At 32.7% G+C, this 19428-nt stretch carries 17 protein-coding genes and 1 pseudogene; all 18 read left to right on the top strand.

The features are described 5' to 3' along the window. The first annotated feature begins 1 nt into the window (after position 1). The 18 genes and pseudogenes from HBN42_RS02110 (at position 2) to pyrE (ending at position 19331) form a co-directional block, all read left to right on the top strand. Entirely contained in the window at positions 2 to 739 is a 738-nt protein-coding gene (locus HBN42_RS02110) for a tyrosine-protein kinase (protein WP_165993254.1), read from the top strand. Positions 740 to 744: 5 nt separating this feature from the next. Beyond that, entirely contained in the window at positions 745 to 2547 is a 1803-nt protein-coding gene (locus HBN42_RS02105) for a polysaccharide biosynthesis protein (protein ID WP_165993252.1), read from the top strand. Between the two features lie 2 nt (positions 2548 to 2549). Then, positions 2550 to 3158, top strand: coding sequence for a sugar transferase (locus HBN42_RS02100; protein WP_165993250.1), 609 nt, complete (start codon positions 2550 to 2552; stop codon positions 3156 to 3158). Beyond that, entirely contained in the window at positions 3155 to 4015 is an 861-nt protein-coding gene (locus tag HBN42_RS02095) for an NAD-dependent epimerase/dehydratase family protein (RefSeq protein WP_165993248.1), read from the top strand. Before HBN42_RS02100 ends, HBN42_RS02095 begins: the two co-directional genes overlap by 4 nt. Continuing rightward, positions 4015 to 5211: a glycosyltransferase family 4 protein gene (locus tag HBN42_RS02090; RefSeq protein ID WP_165993246.1), complete on the top strand. Its 1197-nt coding sequence runs from the start codon at positions 4015 to 4017 to the stop codon at positions 5209 to 5211. Before HBN42_RS02095 ends, HBN42_RS02090 begins: the two co-directional genes overlap by 1 nt. A gap of 142 nt (positions 5212 to 5353) precedes the next feature. After that, positions 5354 to 6418, top strand: a complete 1065-nt coding sequence (locus tag HBN42_RS02085; RefSeq protein ID WP_165993245.1) for a glycosyltransferase family 4 protein — start codon at positions 5354 to 5356, stop codon at positions 6416 to 6418. Between the two features lies 1 nt (position 6419). Then, positions 6420 to 7526, top strand: a complete 1107-nt coding sequence (locus HBN42_RS02080; RefSeq protein WP_165993242.1) for a glycosyltransferase family 1 protein — start codon at positions 6420 to 6422, stop codon at positions 7524 to 7526. After that, complete coding sequence (locus tag HBN42_RS02075) at positions 7527 to 8948, top strand: O-antigen polymerase (protein WP_165993240.1); 1422 nt, start codon at positions 7527 to 7529, stop codon at positions 8946 to 8948. It begins immediately after the preceding gene. Further along, positions 8941 to 10014, top strand: a complete 1074-nt coding sequence (locus HBN42_RS02070; protein ID WP_165993238.1) for a polysaccharide pyruvyl transferase family protein — start codon at positions 8941 to 8943, stop codon at positions 10012 to 10014. The genes HBN42_RS02075 and HBN42_RS02070 overlap by 8 nt, the downstream gene beginning before the upstream one ends. Next, positions 10004 to 11248: an oligosaccharide flippase family protein gene (locus HBN42_RS02065; RefSeq protein WP_165993236.1), complete on the top strand. Its 1245-nt coding sequence runs from the start codon at positions 10004 to 10006 to the stop codon at positions 11246 to 11248. Before HBN42_RS02070 ends, HBN42_RS02065 begins: the two co-directional genes overlap by 11 nt. After that, positions 11245 to 12342: a non-hydrolyzing UDP-N-acetylglucosamine 2-epimerase gene (wecB, locus tag HBN42_RS02060; protein ID WP_165993234.1), complete on the top strand. Its 1098-nt coding sequence runs from the start codon at positions 11245 to 11247 to the stop codon at positions 12340 to 12342. Before HBN42_RS02065 ends, wecB (HBN42_RS02060) begins: the two co-directional genes overlap by 4 nt. Next, positions 12342 to 13376 carry a polysaccharide biosynthesis protein gene (locus HBN42_RS02055; RefSeq protein ID WP_165993232.1) on the top strand — a complete coding sequence of 345 codons (1035 nt, stop codon included), beginning with the start codon at positions 12342 to 12344 and terminating at the stop codon, positions 13374 to 13376. The genes wecB (HBN42_RS02060) and HBN42_RS02055 overlap by 1 nt, the downstream gene beginning before the upstream one ends. Before the next feature lie 18 nt (positions 13377 to 13394). Continuing rightward, on the top strand, positions 13395 to 14570 hold the full coding sequence (gene wecB, locus HBN42_RS02050) for a non-hydrolyzing UDP-N-acetylglucosamine 2-epimerase (protein ID WP_165993230.1): 1176 nt from the start codon (positions 13395 to 13397) through the stop codon (positions 14568 to 14570). Positions 14571 to 14584: 14 nt separating this feature from the next. Further along, entirely contained in the window at positions 14585 to 15790 is a 1206-nt protein-coding gene (locus HBN42_RS02045; protein ID WP_165993228.1) for a polysaccharide biosynthesis C-terminal domain-containing protein, read from the top strand. A 12-nt stretch (positions 15791 to 15802) separates the two neighbouring features. Beyond that, positions 15803 to 17029 (top strand): nucleotide sugar dehydrogenase, encoded by a 1227-nt coding sequence (locus tag HBN42_RS02040; protein WP_165993756.1) that lies wholly within the window; start codon positions 15803 to 15805, stop codon positions 17027 to 17029. Between the two features lie 124 nt (positions 17030 to 17153). Beyond that, on the top strand, positions 17154 to 17714 hold the full coding sequence (locus tag HBN42_RS02035) for a hypothetical protein (protein ID WP_165993226.1): 561 nt from the start codon (positions 17154 to 17156) through the stop codon (positions 17712 to 17714). Between the two features lie 253 nt (positions 17715 to 17967). Beyond that, positions 17968 to 18660 (top strand): orotidine-5'-phosphate decarboxylase, encoded by a 693-nt coding sequence (gene pyrF / locus HBN42_RS02030; protein ID WP_165993224.1) that lies wholly within the window; start codon positions 17968 to 17970, stop codon positions 18658 to 18660. Positions 18661 to 18704: 44 nt separating this feature from the next. Then, positions 18705 to 19331, top strand: a pseudogene (gene pyrE, locus HBN42_RS02025) (orotate phosphoribosyltransferase). The last annotated feature ends 97 nt before the right edge of the window (positions 19332 to 19428 follow it).

The following is a 19428-nucleotide window of genomic DNA, read 5'->3' as shown; positions in this document are numbered from 1 at the left end:
AATGGCTTATTTAGAATTAGTTAAATCAAAGAAAGACTTGTACTCACAAGCAGAAGAATACTATAACTCCATCCGTACAAATATTCAGTTTAGTGGTCGTGATTATAAGGCCATTGTCCTAACTTCTGTACAGCCTGGAGAAGGGAAATCAACCTCTTCTATAAGTCTGGCCATTTCTTTTGCAAAAGCTGGCTTTAAGACTTTGCTTATAGATGCCGATATTCGTAATTCCGTCATGTCTGGAACCTTTAAATCAAATGAAAGATTTGAAGGCTTATCAAGTTATCTTTCTGGCAATGCTGAGTTATCAACTGTTATTTCAAATACAGATATTGACCATCTGATGATCATCCCTGCTGGACAGGTTCCACCTAATCCAACCACCCTACTTCAAAATAACAATTTCAACTTCATGATAGATACTGTGAAAGAGTTATTTGATTACGTTATTATTGATACGCCACCTATTGGTTTGGTCATTGACTCGGCCATAGTTGCTCAAAAAGCTGACGCTACAATCCTTGTGACAGAAGCAGGAGCTATTAAAAAACGCTTTGTCCAAAAAGCCAAAGAGCAAATGGAACAAAGTGGAGCTCAATTTTTAGGAGTTATCTTAAATAAGGTAGAAGATACCATTGATTCTTATGGGGTCTATGGATCTTACGGATCCTATGGAAACTATGGACAAACACATAAAAGCAGTAAGAAAGTTAAAAAGAAGTCTAGAAGGAGAAAATAGACCGAATGAAAAGAAGCCAAAAAAGAATCATTTTGTATTTCTTAGATGTCTTGATGATCAGTATTGCGCATCTATCAGCCGATCATTTTTTGATGGCTTACAGTCAACATTTATCTGATTCTGAAGTTTTGGTGACACTTTCAGTAGCTATTTTTATTTATAGTATTTTAGGAATCTATACAAGAATATTTTCAATTATCAATCGTTTTACAGATTATAAGATTTTATTCAAAATTACTAGCAATCTCTTCTTTTCTTTCTTAATGGCCTATTTGGCAAACCTCATCTTTTTGACTAGTTTTAGTAGACGCTTTATTTTCCTAACTTACCTTTTTAGTACCTTTTTGGTGATTTTCCCAAGGATGTCTTGGAGGGCCTGGCATGAGCTAAATCCTCTTGAAAGAAGGAAAAATCAGGTTAAGAAAAAAAGAATCTTAGTTGTGGGAGCTGGAGAAGGCGGTAGTACCTTTATTCAGACTGTTCTCAGCAAAGCAAAAGATATTGAGATTGTTGGTTTAGTGGATGCCGATTTGAATAAATATGGTACCTATCTTCATGGCGTTAAAGTACTTGGTAATAAGTATGCTATTCCTCGAATTGTAGTTGATTATGAAGTGGATCAAGTGACGATTGCCATTCCTAGTCTATCTGGTGAAGGAAGAGAAAGCATTCTAGATATTTGTCGTGAAGCCAATGTTCCTGTTAACAATATGCCTAGTATTGAAAATATTGTTATGGGAAAAGTTTCCTTTAATAAATTTAAAGAAATTGATATTGCCGATTTATTGGGGAGAAAAGAGGTTCATTTGGACCAGTCCCAACTGTCTTACTTTTTTAAGGATAAAACAGTTTTAGTTACTGGCGCAGGCGGTTCAATCGGGTCGGAAATCTGTCGTCAGGTGGCGAATTTCAAACCTAAAAGGATTCTGCTCCTGGGTCATGGGGAAAATTCCATCTATTTAATTAATAAAGAATTAGGCAATAAATATAAAAATAGCATTCAAATTGTCCCAGTAATTGCTGATATTCGGGATAGAGATCTGATTTTTAAAATCATGGCAGATTATAAGCCCGATATAGTTTATCATGCTGCTGCCCATAAGCATGTTCCTCTTATGGAGCATAATCCACGAGAAGCTATAAAAAACAATATCTTTGGAACGAAAAACGTTGCCGAAGCTGCAAAAGCAGCTGGTATTCCAAAGTTTATCATGGTTTCAACTGACAAAGCTGTCAATCCTCCAAATGTTATGGGGGCTACCAAACGTTTTGCTGAGATGATTGTGACAGGCCTAAATGAAATCGGCAAGACACAGTTTGCAGCAGTTCGCTTTGGTAATGTTCTGGGTAGTCGGGGCAGTGTGGTTCCACTCTTCAAAGAGCAAATCAAAAAGGGTGGTCCAATTACAGTAACTGACTTTAGAATGACACGTTATTTTATGACCATTCCTGAAGCAAGTCGCTTAGTTATTCAAGCTGGCTACCTAGCTAAGGGTGGGGAAGTTTTTGTTTTAGACATGGGAGAACCTGTCAAAATATTAGACCTTGCCCAGAAGATGATTAAACTAAGTGGTCACTCTGAAGAAGAAATCAAGATTATTGAAACAGGCATAAGGCCCGGTGAAAAATTATATGAAGAACTTCTGTCAACGAGTGAGAGAGTTAGTGACCAAATTCATGAAAAAATATTTGTGGGCCGGGTAAGCTCAAAACCGCTGACTGAAGTAGAAAGCATTGTTAATCGTTTAGATCAATTATCTGAAGAAGACCTAAAAGAAACCTTAATTCAATACGCTAAACAGGAGTGAAAATGTATCCTATCATCAAACGTCTCTTAGCTATTATCATATCAGGCTTGGCCATTATTATTTTGAGTCCCCTTTTACTTTTTATCGCAATAGCTATCAAGATTGATTCAAAAGGACCGGTTTTATTTAAGCAAAAGCGCATAGGGCAAAATAAAAAACACTTCATGATCTATAAGTTCAGAAGTATGTATGCGGATACCCCAGCTGATATGCCAACACATATGCTTGTAGATCCTAAATTAAGGATTACAAAGGTGGGAGGCTTTTTAAGAAAAACAAGTCTTGATGAACTTCCACAACTCTTTAACATTTTTAAAGGGGAGATGGCAATCATTGGACCCAGACCGGCTTTATGGAATCAATTTGATTTAATAGCTGAGCGTGATCAATATGAGGCAAATGACATCAAACCAGGCCTAACAGGCTGGGCTCAGATAAATGGCCGTGATGAGTTGCCTATAGATGTCAAAGCACAATTAGACGGCTATTATCTGAAAAAAATGAGCTTCCTCTTTGACGTCAAGTGCTTTTTTGGCACCTTTATTAGCGTTTTAAAAAGAGAAGGTGTCGTTGAAGGCGGCACAGGCCAAGGAAAGGAAGACAAGAAGTGAAAAAAGTATTGATAACGGGTGCTCATTCATACATTGGTGAATCTTTAGAAAATTGGTTATCAAGATCAGATCAAGACTACCAAGTGGATACCTTAGATATGCTTAATCCGGAGTGGAAAAAGTATGACTTCAGCTCCTATGACAGCATTTTCCATGTGGCAGGGATTGCACATTTTTCAAAAGATCCAAGTCAGAAAGACCTGTATTACAAAGTCAACACCGAACTAACTGAAACAGTAGCAAAAAAAGCAAAAGAAGAAGGGGCGAATCAGTTTATTTTCATGAGCAGTATTATTATTTATGGGGATAGCACTAAAGCAGATAGGGTTATAACTAAGGATACTGTTCCGAAACCAAGCGACTTTTATGGCGATAGTAAATGGCAAGCAGAAAAGAAACTTAATCAACTAGCAGATTCAAAATTTAAAGTAGCGATAGTAAGACCACCTATGATCTATGGCAAAGCCTCAAAGGGAAACTACCCAAGACTTTCCAAATTATCTCGGTCTTTACCAATAATTCCAGACTACCAAAATAAGAGAAGTATGTTATATATTGGGAATTTATGCGAGTTTCTTAAACAAGTAATTGATAGAAAACTTGATGGAGTATTTTTCCCACAAAATGAAAACTATGTTTGTACCAGTGATTTGATGTATCAGATAGCTAACAGTCATGGTAAAAATCCAGTCAGAACAAAGATTTTTAATCCCTTAATTAAGAGCCTCTTTTTTAGTGACAACGTAAAAAAAATGTTTGGCAATTTAGTCTATGAAAAGTCAATGAGCGATTATGGGTTTGAATATAGATTTTTTGATTTTGAAGAATCAATTATGGTGACAGAGGAAGATAACTAGTGAAGAAAAAGCATATTTTAGTGATATCACAGTATTTTTATCCTGAACAATTTAGAATAAATGATATTTGTAAATCTTGGATAAAGAATGGATATAAAGTTACAGTTATTACTGGTATCCCTAATTATCCTGAGGGAACATTTTATAAAGGCTATAGTATTGTTAAAAATAAAAAAGAGACTTGGAATGGTATTGAAATTATCCGATTGCCAATAATTCCTCGTGGGAAAAACTCTGGAATGCTAATGCTTAATTATCTCTCTTTTGTTATTTCAGGTTTTTTTTGGTCGAAATTTTCTAAACTAAAACCAGATTTAATATTTAGTTTCGAAGTTTCTCCCATGACCCAAGCTCTACTAGGAAGTTGGTTTTCTAAGAAAACAAAAATTCCTAATTTTTTATACGTTCAAGATTTGTGGCCGGAAAATTTGGAAATAGTTGCGGGAATTAAAAATAATCATATTCTTTCTTTAGTAGATAAAATGGTTGACTATATATATAAAACTTATGATGAAATTTTTACAACAAGTCCTAGTTTTGTTGACTCTATTGTCAATCGGAAAGTTCCAGTTGATAAAGAAAAGGTTCATTTTTGGCCACAATATGCAGAGGATTTCTATTTACCACGAGAAAAAAAATTAGATAAAAATACTTTTAGAATAGCCTTCACTGGAAATATAGGTTACGCACAGGGATTAGATGTTCTACCTCTAGTAGCTGAAAAATTACAGAATGAAAAATATAAGTTTGTTATTGTCGGAGAAGGAAGATATAAAAAAGAACTGGAAAAAGAAATTCTAGAAAAAAATGTTACCAGGAACTTTATCTTTATTCCAAAGCAAGAACCTGAAAAAATTCCTGATATACTTGCAACTTGTCAAGTAGCTTATATCTCCTTTGCGAATAATGATCTTTTCAATAAAACAATACCAGCAAAATTACAAAGTTATATGGCGTGTGGGATGCCAATTCTAGCAGCTGCTAAAGGTGAAGTGGAAAAGATTGTTAATGAATCCAAAAGTGGTATTTGCGTAGAAAATGGGAATGTAGAAGGATTGGTAAATGCAATCATTAATATTGAAAAATTTGATTTTGAACAGTTAAGCAATAATTCTAGAACATATTTTGAACAAAATTTTAAAAAGAAAATGTTAATGTCTATTATCGATAACTTTATAAATAAATATACTAATTGAAAAGCAATTTGGATAATATATTCCGTAAAAAATTGTGATATTCTTTAAATAGAAATCTGGTTTAGTATTCCTATAATTAGGATAATATAAAGGTATTACTGAAAATAATATAAAAAATTTTATTTTAAAAGGGAGTTAATCGTTGAAAATATTACTTTTATCGGCAGATAATTTGTATTTGGTTCCATATAAAGATTTATATATATCAATACTAAAAAAAAATAATATTGATTACGATATTGTTTATTGGGATAAAACTAATAGTGAAAATATCAACAAAAATAATTATATAAGATATAATCCAAAAGGAAAAACGAAGTTAAAAAAATTCGTAAATTATATTAAATTTCGCCACATAATAAAAAAGAAAATATGTGAGAATAAGTATGATTATATTATTGGTTTTCATCAAATTGTTAACCTATTAATTGCTGATATATTATTAAAACATTTTAAAAAGAAATTTATCTATGATGTTAGAGATTATAGTTATGAGTACATGCCATTCGTTCGTTGGATAGAATATCTTCTGGTAAAGAGCTCCAAAATGAATATTATTTCTTCTGAGGGTTTTGAAAAATTTCTTCCAAAATCAAATTATCATATTGTTCATAATTTACCTCCTGTAATTGACGAACAATATAAGCAACTTAAAAATAATGAAAAATTTGAAAGAGTAGTCATTAGTTATATAGGTTTAATTAGATTTTTTGATCAAAATTATAAAATAATAAATTTCTTTGCTAATGATGATAGATTTTTGTTGCAATTTTTTGGAACAGGTTCAGAAAAGTTAAGAGACTATTGTGTAAAGGAAAACATTTTGAATGTCAGCTTCATTGGAACATTTCCACAAAATATGACTTTAGAATATTACAACAATACTGATTTAATTATGAATCTATATGGGAATGATACACCATTATTGGATTATGCGTTGTCAAATAAGTTGTATTATTCAGCTTCGCTATATAAACCAATTCTTGTTTGTAAAGGTACTTATATGGAGGAGATTTCTCATCAATTTGGTTTTGGTTACACACTTGAATTGAAATCAGATAACGAAAAAGATGCTTTATTTAGGTATATTAAAAATATTGATCGAAAAACTTTGATTAAAAATTGTAATAGATTTATGGAAAAGGTGTCATTAGAACATAGTAAAGTAGTCAATGAATTAGATAATGTTTTAAGGAATAAGAAATAGAATGAAAATATTACATATATACACTTCGTTAGATGGTGGTGGAGTTGAACGTTTTTTGTTAAATTACTACAAACATATGAATAGAAAAGATTTTGAATTTGATATTGTAGTTCCCGGTAGTGATATCGGTATACTTGAAAGGGATTTTGAAGAATTGGGAGCTAAAATTTTCCATGTTTCTTTATTTAGAGATCATAAAATTGAGCACTTACAAGAAATGATAAAAATATTCAAAGAAGGAAATTATGATATAGTTCATACTCATGGCTATAAATCAATTCTTGGTTTAATTTTTGCATTTATCTTTGGTATAAAAGTAAGAATTATTCATAGTCACATGGCTTTTGAAAAAGAAAAGAATTTTATGAAGATCAAGCGACAATTTGTTACCTTATTTTCCAAACTGTTATCAAATGTTAGGTGGTCCTGTGGTATTGATGCGGGTAATTGGCTATATGGTAAAAATTCATATAAAAATGGATATTTTCAAGTTATTCACAATGCAATTGATTCAGATGATTTTTTATTTAATGAAAAAATTCGTATGAAGTGTCGTCAAAATTTAGGAATTTCAGACGAGACATTTTTAGTGGGAAATGTCGCTAGACTTTCTGAACAAAAGAATCAGAAGTTTTTGATTGAAACATTTTTATTATTGAAGAATAATCCGAATATAAAGTTAATTATTGTTGGTAAAGGTGAATTAGAAAAAGAACTAAAATCTCTTGTTAGAGAATACGATTTGAATAATATTATTTTTTTAGGAGCCAGAAATGATGTTTCAGAACTTTTAATGGCTTTTGATTTATTTGTTTTGCCTTCTTTTTATGAAGGCTTACCGGTTTCTTTAATTGAAGCTCAAGCATCAGGATTGAAGAGTCTATCATCAGATACTATTACACAGGAAGTAAATATTACTAAATTAGTTAGATATATTGACTTGAAATTTGGGCCAAAGTTTTGGTCAAATGAAATACTTTCACTTTCTAAAAATATGGATACTAGATTGAATATAAAATATTTAGAAGGAACAATTTACGATATTAAATTGCAGGCTCTAGAACTTGAAAATCTATATTTAAATCTAGAAAGGAAATTTATTAATTAAATGACAATAAAAGTATCAATTAGAGACTATGTTGTATTTTTGTGTTACTTATTTTATTTCGTTTCACTCTTTATATGGTCTAATACGTTAACTACAGACTTTATTAATAGCCATCCTTATGAAGATTTACTTTTTCCTTGGATTGTAATTTCAATCACTATTGCTTTGACTTCTTTCTTTATTATAAAAAAGGTATCAATATTTGATTTTGGTTTTTGGTTTTATATTTTATCCAATTGTTTTATGTTTGGCTATGTTTTCTTTGAAGTCTTTAATATGAACACAACTTTATTATGGCAACCAGGGACTTACTTTACTAGGATTAACTTATTCAAATCATGTTATTATGCCTTAGTATGTTTAACCTTTTTTTCTTTCATATATATATTAACCTATGACTCAAAAAAAATTCATTCTAAAACTTCATACAATTATAGTTTTAAAATTGACAATAGTATAAAGAAAACGGTTGGAATATTTTTATATATTTTAGGTTTCTTTTCTACTTTATATTTGTCATCTAAGGTAATTACAGCTACTCAGTCTATAGGAAGTTATACAGGTTATAGTAGTATATCTCTCAATGGTTTAATAGCAACGTTTGCTCAGCTTACCGTACCTGGTTTGTTTTTGGTTTTAAATGCTGAAGAGAAAATAAAAAGAAAAGGTAAGTTCTTGTTTTATTTCACCTTGCTATTTAATGTAATTTATATGATTTTAAGCGGTAGTAGGAAAACCCAAATTTTTACAATTTTAGTTATAGTACTATTCTATCAATGGAAAAAAAGAATGTCAGGTGAGCGGATAAAGACTAATTTAAAAGTTATCTTTACTGGGTTAGTGTTTTTAGACTTAATCTACATTATTAGAGAATATAGGATGACATTATATTCAGTTCCTAAAGCTTTTATTGAAAGTTTAATAAAAATGACTTTTTTTAAAAATCTTTTAGCTGAGACTTTTGCTGAGACGGGATTAACACTTTATTCGGTTACTTCTATTGTTACATTTGTTCCCTCGGTCTTTAAATATGAATTAGGTAAAACATTTTTAAAGTCACTACCTTCGGTTCTCCCAGTTGGTGGTTTATTAAGAGAAACATTTGATTCTGCTACGAGTACTTATGTTATAAATAAATACATTGGAATACCAACAGGGTCAAGTTTACTTGGAGATTTTTATTGGAATTTTGGTTTTTGGGGTGGTGTTATTGCGACGTGTATATTTGCAATGATTTCTTCAAAGTTTTTGGCACCATTGCTTTATAAAAGAACTGAAATATATTTTACCCTATTTTTTGTATTAATTTCTAGTGTGCGCCTTGGTATTTTTGAAATAACTAGGCCCTTGATATTAATTGGATTTTTACCCTTCCTTATTGTTAATTATGTTTTAAATTCAAGGAGAAAAATATATGAATAAAAGAATTATACTTCATGGCGCAACTGACTTGGGCTCCTCAAATTATGGTGATTTTCTTTATGGTTATTTTATATATCATCATATTCTAGAAAATTTTAAAGAGTATGATGTTTACTTTTATAACCCTTCTGCATATTTTAAAAAATATATAACATTAGAGAATATTGACAATAATAGCAAAATAAGAAATGCAGATAAACTTATTTATATTCCTGGTGGATATTTTGGAGAAGGACATAAAGCAAAATTTAAAGAAAACTTGATGCAATTTTATAGGTTTATGATAGTTGGTTTAAAAGCAGTATGTTTGTCTAAAGATATTATTATTATAGGAATTGGAGCAGGCCCTATTAAAAGTTTTTTGATGAAAAATTCAATTAAATTAATTGGGGGAAAAGCTCAGGCGATTAGTGTTAGAGATAAAGAGTCCTTAGAAGCTTTAGAAACTATTGGTGTCCAAACAAATGGTAACTATTTTGATATGATGCTTGCTTATAATTTCTCAGAAGTATTAGCAAAAACTAATCTGAATTTAAAATTTGATAGTAAAAAGAAATATCTTCTAGTACACTACAATCATTCTGTTGAAGCTAGGGATAAATTTGCAATTGCTGTAAATCAATTTAAAAAAGAAAATCCTGATTATGAGCTAATTGTTTCAGCAGATTCTATTTTACAAAAAGAAGTTGAATTATTTGAGAATTTTAAAAAACAACTTGATTTTGATGTCTCTCATTTTATATATGATGACCCTTTTATGTTTACTAAGTTATTAACAAAAGTAGATATGGTATTGACTACAAAGCTTCATGTGGGAGTTATAGCATCTATGTTTAACAAAAGTGTTGTATGTGTAGCAGAACATCCTGGAAAGTCTTTTAGATATTATCATAAAATTTCAGAAGCAGAACGATGTTTGAATCTTTATGATGTAGAAGCTTCTGAAATAGCTTCTAAGTTACAAATGTTCCAAAATATTCCTATTAATATTTCGGAAGAACTTTATACCAAAACAAAAGAACACTGGAAAGTATTAGATAATAATCTGTTAATAAATGAAAAATAAAATATTACAAAATGCATTTTATCTATATCTTTTTACTATAGTTAAAATGATTGTACCTTTAGCAACCTTACCTTATTTAACAAGAGTTTTATCAGTTGAAAATTATGGACTGGTTGCATATGTTAAAGCTTATGCTTCATATGTTTTACTATTTTTAGATTTTGGATTTTTACTATATTCTACAAAAAGGATTTCAAAATTAGATATTAATAATAGTTTTGAAATGAATGAAATTTCTAAAATAATTGGCGATACCTTTATTGAAAAAATATTATTAGCATTTTTAATTGTTCTATTATCGGCTATCATTATACCTATAATTCCAATTCTAGACTCTAATAAATTGTTTACTATATTATTTATCATTTCATGCCTAATTACGGTATTTTTACCAGATTTCTTTTATCAAGGTATTGAGGATATGAAATATATAGTAATTCCTTTCTCTATTGCTAAAGCAGTTACTGTCTGTTTGACATTATTCTTAGTAAAGAGTGATAATAATATATTATTTATTCCAATATTTGAAATGATAGGTAATATTTTATCTGTAATCATTTCTTTATTATTTCTGAAAAAATTCATAATTTCTGTTCAAATCTCAAATATTCATAGATGGTTAGACGATTTAAAAAGATCCAGTATATATTTTATTTCAAACTTTGCAACAACTTTTTTTGGAGCTTTAACTACAATTATAGTTGGAGTTAATTTGGATAAAACAGATATTGCGTTTTGGAGTTTGGCTATGCAAGTAGTTTCAATCATTAAAGCCATGTACACACCAATTACTAATAGTATTTATCCATTTATGGTGAGAGAAAAAAGTATTAGTTTGTTAAACAAGGTTCGTAATCGAATTACACTACCAATAATATTCGGTATCATAATAATTTTTATATTTGGTGAAAAAATTTTTATAATTTTAGGGGGGAACAACTATTCCAGTTCAGCTAAAATTTTAGAATATCTAACACCAGTTATATTTTTTAGTTTTTATTCTATGTTGTATGGTTGGCCAGCGTTGGGTGTGATAGGTAAAGTAAAAGCAACAACTATTTCTACGATATTAGCTGCAATTGTTCAAATTATCGGAGTTTTTATTCTGATTATAACTGATAAATTTAATTTAGTTAGCCTTGCTATTAATTGTAGTTTATCGGAATTTTTGTTATTCATAATAAGGTATTATGTTTTTATCGATTATTATCGAAAGAATGGTGGAATAAAATGAAAAAAATTATGCTTGTCTTTGGAACGCGTCCTGAAGCCATTAAAATGTGTCCTTTAGTTAATGAGCTAAAAAAACGAATTTGTTTTGATGTTAAAGTATGTGTGACCGGTCAGCATCGTCAAATGTTAGATCAAGTTTTATCTGTATTTTCTGTTGTTCCGGATTATGATTTGTCCATTATGAAAGAAAATCAAACTTTATACGATGTTACTAGCAATATTATGATTAAAATTAAAAAAATACTGGAAAAAGAAAAACCAGATATCGTTCTTGTGCATGGGGATACTTCTACAACCTTTGCAACGGCTTTGTCCGCTTTTTATTCTCAGATACTTGTTGGACATGTTGAAGCTGGTCTCAGAACGTATGATATTTATTCACCTTTTCCAGAGGAATTTAATCGTCAAGCAGTCAGTATCATTAGTAAATTTAATTTTGCTCCAACAGAAACGGCAAAATTAAACTTACTCAATGAGGGAAAGGCAGAAGAAAGTATTTTTGTTACAGGAAATACAGCTATTGATGCCTTACAAACAACTGTAAGTAATAATTATTATCACGAACAGTTAGAATGGGCGTCTGATAGTAAATTGATTTTGATTACTGCTCATAGACGTGAAAATTTGGGACAGTCTATGGAGAATATGTTTAGAGCTATTAGACGAGTTATTGATGAATTTCCGGATACAAAAGTTATTTATCCAATTCATTATAATCCTAAAGTTAGAGAAGTAGCAAATCAAATTTTTAAAGATGTTGATCGAATTAGATTAATTGATCCTTTAGAAGTTATAGATTTTCATAATTTTCTTAATGCTAGTTATTTGATTTTAACAGATTCTGGAGGAATTCAAGAAGAGGCTCCTAGCCTAGGTAAGCCTGTCTTAGTAATGAGAGATACGACTGAAAGACCAGAAGGAGTTAAAGCTGGGACATTAAAGCTCGTTGGCACTGAGGAAGAGCGCATTTACAATGAGTTTCGTAATCTTTTGACTAATCAATTAATTTATAAGGAAATGAGCCAAGCTTCAAATCCTTATGGTGATGGAACAGCCTCTAAACGAATTGCTGATATTTTGGAGGAAAAGATATAATGACATTATTTACAGATAAAACACTTCTAATCACCGGTGGTACGGGTTCTTTTGGTAATGCAGTTCTCAATCGTTTTTTAGAAACAGATATTAAAGAAATTCGTATTTTTTCTCGTGATGAAAAAAAGCAAGATGACATGCGTCATAAATTTCAGGCTAAGCTTCCCTATGTTGCGCATAAGATTAAATTCTACATTGGTGATGTTAGAGATATTCAATCTATCAAAAATGCTATTCATGGTGTTGATTATATTTTTCATGCAGCTGCTTTAAAGCAAGTACCCTCATGTGAATTCTTTCCAATGGAAGCAGTCAAAACAAATGTATTCGGAACTGAGAATGTTTTGACCGCTGCAATTGAAGAAGGTGTGGAAAGCGTTATTTGTTTGTCCACAGACAAAGCAGCTTATCCTGTTAATGCAATGGGAACTTCAAAAGCGATGATGGAGAAAGTTGTTGTTGCTAAAAGTCGAACTACTGAGACTACAAAGATATGTTGTACTCGTTACGGGAATGTTATGTGTTCTAGGGGATCTGTAATTCCGCTTTGGATAGATCAAATAAAGGAAGGAAACTCTCTTACGATTACTGATGGGACAATGACAAGATTTATAATGAGCTTGGAAGAAGCTGTAGATCTTGTATTATTTGCTTTTGAAAATGGAGAAGCTGGTGATATTCTTGTCCAGAAGGCTCCTGCTTGTACAATTCAAACGCAAGCAGAAGCAGTCTGTGAATTATTTGGTGGAGATAAGAATGCTATTCAAGTCATTGGTGTAAGACACGGAGAAAAAATGTATGAGACCCTACTGACTAACGAAGAATGTGCAAATGCAATGGATTTAGGTGATTTTTATAGAGTTCCTAGGGATCAGCGGAGTCTCAATTATGATAAATACTTCGATAAAGGTGATATAGAACGAAATACATTAATTGAATTTAATAGTAACAATACAGAACTATTGTCGGTTGAAGAAACTAAAGCAAAAATTGCAGCCTTATCATATATTCAAAATAGACTTTTAGAAGATTAATAGAAATATCGGTGAATTATGAGTAAATATCAAAATGTACAATGGAAAGATAATGGTAAGTTAAAGTTATTAATCATTGTCGGAACACGTCCAGAAATCATTAGATTGTCAGAAGTTATCAAAAAAGCCCGTTGCTATTTCGATGTCATCTTAGCGCATACCGGTCAAAACTATGATTATAACCTTAATGGTGTCTTCTTTCATGATTTAGACTTAGCTGAACCAGAAGTTTATCTAAATACTGTTGGAAATCACTTGGGTTCAACAATGGGTAACATCATATCTGAGAGTTATGAATTAATGGCTACAATAGAGCCAGATGCTGTCTTGGTACTAGGGGATACTAATTCTTGTTTATCAGTTATAAGTGCCAAAAGGCTTCATATTCCAATCTTCCATATGGAAGCAGGAAACAGGAGTAAGGACGAGTGTCTACCTGAAGAAACCAATCGTAGAATTGTGGACATTATTTCTGATGTTAATATGGCCTATTCAGAGCATGCTAGGAAATATCTTGCTGATACAGGCCTACCTAAAGAGCGCACCTATGTTACAGGTTCTCCTATGGCCGAAGTGCTAAGGGCCAATCTACCTAAGATTGAAGGCTCTGATATCCACCAACGTCTACAGCTGAAAAAAAGGAACTATATTTTATTATCAGCACATCGTGAAGAAAATATTGATACTGATAAAAACTTTCTCAGTTTGTTCAATGCCGTTAATAAAATGGCAGAAAAATATGATATGCCTATTCTCTATTCTTGTCATCCTAGAAGTAAAAACAAGATTCTTTCAACTGGCTTTGAATTAGACCGTAGAGTTATTCAACATGATCCTTTAGGTTTCCATGATTATAACAACCTGCAAATGAATGCTTTTGCTGTTGTATCAGATTCAGGCACATTACCCGAAGAAGCAAGCTTCTTTAGTTCTATTGGAAAACCAATACCTGCTGTTTGTATTCGAACTAGTACAGAGCGTCCAGAGGCCTTAGATAAGGGCGATTTTATTCTATCTGGAATTGATGAAAAAGGCCTACTGCAAGCTGTAGATGTTGCTGTTGAAATGAATAAAAATAATCATCTAGGCATTCCAGTACCTGATTATATGGATGAAAATGTTTCAGACAAAGTAGTTAAAATTATTCAGTCTTATACTAATGTCGTCAATAAAATGGTCTGGCGTAAAGAATAGTTGGAGAATTTAGTATGAAAATTTTAGTAACTGGTTCAAAAGGAATGGTTGGCACAGCCTTAGTCAACCAATTTAAAAATATTCGAGACAATAAAAATCAGACACGTCCTAATATTCAAATCGACGATATATATGAATATGATCTTCATTCTAGTCAAGAAGACTTGGAATATTATTGTGAGAAGGCTGATTATGTGTTTAATCTAGCTGGTGTTAATAGACCGCAAAATGAAGAAGCCTTTATGGCTGGAAACTTTGGTTTTGCTAGTCTTTTATTAGATACTCTGAAAAAGCATCAAAATAAAGCACCTATCATGTTGTCGTCCTCCATTCAAGCAACATTAGAAGGGCGCTATGCAGAAGGGGAATACGGTAGAAGTAAACTAGCCGGAGAAAAATTATTCTTTGATTATGCAGAAAGTGAAACGGTTAAAGTTTTCGTTTATCGTTTTCCAAATCTAATGGGGCACTCTAAACCTAATTATAATTCTGCCGTATCTACTTTTTGTCATGCTATTGCCAACGATTTAGAGTTTACAGTAAATGATAGGAAGGCTCAACTTGAATTATTGTACATAGACGATTTAGTTGAGGGTATGTTAGATCTTCTTGAAAATAAAGAAATTCATTGTCATTACAATGGGGTGGAACCTGTTGAGGATCCTGAAGGGAAATATGCTTTTATTCCAACCACACATCACGTGACTCTTGGGCAAATTGTTGATTTATTACAAGAATTCAAAGAACAGCCCATTAATCTTATGATGCCCAAAATACCTGATGGATCTTTTGCTAAGAAATTGTTTTCTTTATATTTAACTTACCTTCCTACAGACAAGTTCATTTATCCTCTAAGAATGAATAGTGATCAGCGTGGTTCATTTACTGAACTCATGCATACTGAGGATTGTGGTCAAATTAGTATCAATATTAGTAAACCTGGTGTAACAAAAGGACAACATTGGCACAGTAGTAAGTGGGAACAATTCATTGTGGTTAGTGGTCATGGTCTCATTCAAGAAAGAAATATTGTGACAGGTGAAATTGTAGAGTTTGAAGTGAGTGGTGATAAAATAGAAGCTATTTACATGGTTCCAGGTTGGACTCACAATATTATAAATCTTTCTGAAACAGAAAACCTTGTTACAGTGATGACTTGTAATGAAATCTTTGATCCTAACAAACCCGACACTTATTTTGAAGAGGTTAAAAATGGATAAAATCATGAAAAAATAGCAGTGGCGGGTACGGGTTACGTCGGTCTATCAATAGCAGTTCTTCTTGCGCAACATCATCAAGTGACTGCTGTAGATATCATTCCTGAGAAGGTTGCCTTAATCAATGACAAGAAATCACCTATCCAAGACAAGGAAATAGAAGAATTTCTAGTTGGTAGGGATTTGCATTTAGAAGCAACTGTAGATGCTGAAAAGGCTTATAGTGATGCGGAGTTCGTTATTATTGCCGCACCAACAAACTATGATAGTAAACGCGACTTTTTTGATACCAGTGCTGTGGAGACGGTTATAGAAACTGTCTTAAAAGTGAATCAAAAGGCTACCATGGTTATTAAATCAACCATACCTGTGGGCTATACGGAAGCTCTTCGTGAAAAATATCAGACTAAAAATATTATTTTTAGTCCTGAGTTTTTGAGGGAATCAAAGGCTCTGTATGATAATTTATTCCCAAGTAGGATAATAGTTGGAACAGATAAAACTGACCAGGAGTTAACGGATAAAGCAGAGGAATTTTCAAAACTTTTACAAGATGGTGCTCAAAAAGAAACTATTAATACTCTGATCATGGGCTTTACAGAAGCCGAAGCTGTCAAACTTTTTTCGAATACTTATTTAGCCCTTCGTGTTTCTTATTTCAATGAGTTGGACACTTATGCGGAGAGTAAAGGGCTTGATACCAGAGCTATTATCGATGGTGTGGGTCTAGATCCACGCATTGGTAATCACTATAATAATCCGTCATTTGGCTATGGTGGTTATTGTTTACCTAAAGATACCAAGCAATTATTAGCCAATTATAAAGATGTCCCGCAAAATATGATGACAGCCATAGTGGAAAGTAATCGAACAAGGAAGGATTATATTGCAGAGAGGGTTCTAGAAATGGCTGATACCTACGTGGGTTCAAGCTCTTATGATCCATCCAAGGAAAAGGAGGTCATTATTGGTGTTTATCGTTTAACGATGAAAAGCAATAGTGATAACTTTAGGCAATCTTCCATTCAAGGAATTATGAAAAGAATCAAAGCCAAGGGAGCGAAAGTCATTATTTTTGAACCAAGCCTAGCAGAGGGTGAAACTTTCTTTGGTAGCCAAGTGGTCAACGACCTTAAGCTATTCAAAGAAAAGTCCCAAGCCATTGTTGCTAATCGTTATGATGATAGCTTGGATGATGTCAAAGAGAAGGTCTATACTCGAGATCTTTTTAGACGTGATTAAGTAGTGTTTTTGCTGCTTGGAGTTTTGTTAAAATGTTAGTTAATAGGTTTGCCCTTTTAATTTTCTTGTGTTATATTAATAGTATAGATTTCGATGGAAGAGTGCTAGATAAGGATGGTGTTGTATGGGATCAACTAATCAAAATAGTCACAATGTTTTAATTCAAAAATTATTGGTCAGTATTCATTATCTGACTCTCTTTAAGGATGAGTTGAAATTGGTTGAGCGTACACCATCGATTTTGGGAGATGATTTTACAGCGTCAATGGTTCAATCGGAACTTGGTGATATTGTCAGAAAAATTGATACTTTGGACAAACAGCAACGCTTAATTGAATCTACCTTTTGGTATGAAGAAAAAGCCTTTAAACTTATGAATAAAACCTTGCAGATTGTGGAAAATTGGGTGAAAGGACTAGATGACTTGGTAAGTATTTGCCAGTCTAAGAAGGTCTTTCAAGCTATTCTAGGAGATAAACGTATTCGTGTGTTTGGAGTCTTAATTGATGTTTTTTCCTCTTTAAAGGTGATTATTATGTCGCTTAAGGAGGTTCCGGTTCCACCAGTCTTGTATGAACACATCAAGATGGTCAACCTGGAAGAAGAGGCCTTCATTAAACATTATCAAGGACCAAAGATTTCTTCAGCAGAAGCTTTGCACTCAAATGGAGTAGTTAGCATATAAGATAAAGTCTATCCTTTGGGGTAGATTTTTTGTATGTCAAAGAGGGGACTTCTAACGCTCTTTTTAAAAGACTTTACAAGGAACTTAAAAAAGGATATAATGGAAAAAATTATTACCTTTAAAAGAGTCCAGAGAGGCTTTAAGGTTTACAAGTATATAGGGCTTTTTAGGCCTACTTTCGTGTAACCTTGCTTTCTGGAGCAAGGTTTTTTCTTTGCACTATATTATAGGTTTTTATATGAAAGGAAATGCTATGCACGAAGAACGTCCAATAATAGCTCTAGACTTCCCTGATTTTGATGATCTTAAATCGTTTTTATCTCAATTTCCAAAAGAAGAGTCATTGTATGTCAAGATTGGGATGGAATTGTACTACTCGGTGGGACCAGAAATTATCCGTTATGTGAAGTCTCTCGGTCACAGCGTTTTCTTAGACTTGAAGCTTCACGATATACCAAATACTGTCTATTCAACCATGAAAGTTTTAGCAAAGCTGGGAATAGATATGACAACGGTTCAGGCAGCTGGAGGTGTAGAGATGCTTAAGGCAGCACGAAAAGGCCTAGGACAGGGACCTCTTCTTATTGCTGTTACCCAGTTAACCTCAACCAGCCAAGAACAAATGCAAGAAGATCAAAATATTCAAACAACTTTACTGGACTCGGTACTTCATTATGCTCAAAAAACGGCTGAGGCTAAGTTAGATGGAGTTGTTTGCTCAGCTCACGAAGTAGAAGCCATTAAAGAAGTCACTTCAAAGGACTTTGTCTGTTTGACACCAGGAATTCGTCCAAATGGCTCAGACATTGGTGACCAAAAGCGCGTGATGACCCCTAATCAGGCAAGAAAGATAGGCAGTGACTATATTGTAGTCGGACGTCCAATCACGCTGGCAGAAGACCCTCTAGTCTCCTATTTAGCCATAAAAAAAGAATGGAATGCCTAAAGTTAGCTTAAAAACTATCATCTCACGACAATAAAGGAGAAAACATGACCCTATCTAGACAAATTGCTGCTGATCTCTTGGATATTCAAGCCGTTTACCTCAAACCAGAAGAGCCCTTCACATGGGCTTCTGGTATCAAATCACCCATCTATACTGACAATCGTATTACCTTATCCTATCCCAAAACAAGAAGCCTGATTGCAGGTGGCTTCGTGGAGACCATCAAAGCCCATTACCCACAAGTAGAAGTGATCGCAGGAACAGCAACAGCTGGGATTCCACATGGGGCTATCATTGCTGATAAGATGGACCTCCCCTTTGCTTACATCCGAAGCAAACCCAAAGACCACGGTGCAGGTAATCAAATTGAAGGACGCATTCATTAGGGTCAAAAAATGGTTATCATCGAAGACCTCATATCAACTGGAGGCTCAGTACTTGACGCAGCTAAGGCCGCTATCAAGGCAGGCGCAGAAGTATTAGGAGTAGTGGCTATTTTTTCTTATGAATTACCAAGGGCGAAAAAGAATTTTGAAGGTGCTGGTATTGAACTACTAACCTTGTCAGCTTATTCAGAACTGATTGCAGTCGCTAAAGAAAAAGGCTACATCAATGAACAAGGACTGGAATTGCTGAAAAGGTTCAAAGAGAACCAAGAAAATTGGCAATAATAGTGTAGATAGAAGTCAGAAAGAGTGTTGATTGCGATACTCTTTTTAAATCGTTTTTAATGGCGATTTTTCTCATTTTATGCTTAAATGAAATGCA

The sequence above is a fragment of the Streptococcus catagoni genome (genome assembly GCF_011421425.1).
Classification (GTDB): domain Bacteria; phylum Bacillota; class Bacilli; order Lactobacillales; family Streptococcaceae; genus Streptococcus; species Streptococcus catagoni.
This window is presented reverse-complemented; position numbering and strand designations above follow the sequence as displayed.